This is a genomic window from Winogradskyella epiphytica (assembly GCF_003217215.1).
GTDB classification, from domain to species: Bacteria; Bacteroidota; Bacteroidia; order Flavobacteriales; family Flavobacteriaceae; genus Winogradskyella; species Winogradskyella epiphytica.
In genome coordinates, this window is record NZ_QJTD01000047.1 from 1 (window position 1) to 1,155 (window position 1,155).

At 33.9% G+C, this 1,155-nt stretch carries 1 protein-coding gene; it reads right to left on the reverse strand.

Features of this window, described 5'->3' with window-relative positions:
- Window positions 1–110: 110 nt before the first annotated feature.
- Window positions 111–1,106 carry an IS30 family transposase gene (locus DFQ11_RS15080; RefSeq protein ID WP_110476727.1) on the reverse strand — a complete coding sequence of 332 codons (996 nt, stop codon included), beginning with the start codon at window positions 1,104–1,106 and terminating at the stop codon, window positions 111–113.
- Window positions 1,107–1,155 lie beyond the last annotated feature (49 nt).

The window sequence follows — 1,155 nt, forward strand, 5'->3', positions numbered from 1 at the left end:
GGTGCATTCAAGGCCTTAACGCAACAAAAGTTGCTAATTGGTTATGGTACAATTTAATTTTTTCTTTCCAAAAAACCTAGATTTTTCGAAGGCATTTTAGAAAGAAAAAATTAGACAGAGTTTTGTTCTAAGACTTCAAGAGGTGTTTTATATCCTAATACCTTTCTAGGTCTGTTATTAAGTTTACTTTGTATACTTTTCAGTTGACTATTATCAATACTTTTAAAGTCTGTTTTTTTAGGTAGATATCGCCTAATAAGTCCATTAGTATTTTCGTTGGTTCCACGTTCCCATGAGGCATATGGATTAGCAAAATAAATGTCCATATTTGTATGCTTTGATAGCCATTTATGGTCAGCCATTTCAGTTCCGTTATCATAGGTCATGGTTTTTGTAAGTTGGTTGTCAAAACGATTTAATTCTTTGGCAAAAGCTCGAGTAACAGACTTGGTAGTTCTGTTTTTAAGACTAATAATTAGAGTGTATCTGGATTTGCGTTCAACGATAGTTCCGATAGCAGATTTTTGAGCTTTACCTATAACCAGGTCACCTTCCCAATGTCCAATTTCCTGCCTGTTTTCAATATGTTCAGGTCTTTGAGCTATGTTTATCTGATCTTTGATTTTAGAGCCTTTCTTACGTCTAGCTTTTGGTTTTCTTCGTCTAGATTTTTGATAGGGAAGAAGTTTTATAAGTCTTTTGTTCAGGCTAGCTTGCGGATGCGAATAGATGTGCATATAAATAGCTTCATGCGATATTGTCATCACCGGATCATTCGGATAATCAATTTTAATTCGTCCCGAAATCTGTTCTGGTGACCAGTTTTTTAAAAGTCTTTTATAGACATAAAAACGCAGTAAAGAATAGGAGCCTATTTTGTCTAAATTTCGTTTGTTTAAATAGTCATCCTTAGCCAACCAATCGGCAAGAGAAGCATCGTATTTATCGTTAGGATTAGATACCCATTTATTTACTTCTCTGGTTATGGTAGAACGTGAACGATTGAGCTTTTCGGCGATGAAAGATTTGGATTTATTCTCTTCCAAAAGCGTCTGAATAATAACACGTTCCTTAAGTGATAATCGTTTATGCTTTTTTGTATTCATACAACAAATCTAAAATTTTGATTTGTTGCGTTAAGTTATTGAATTCGGA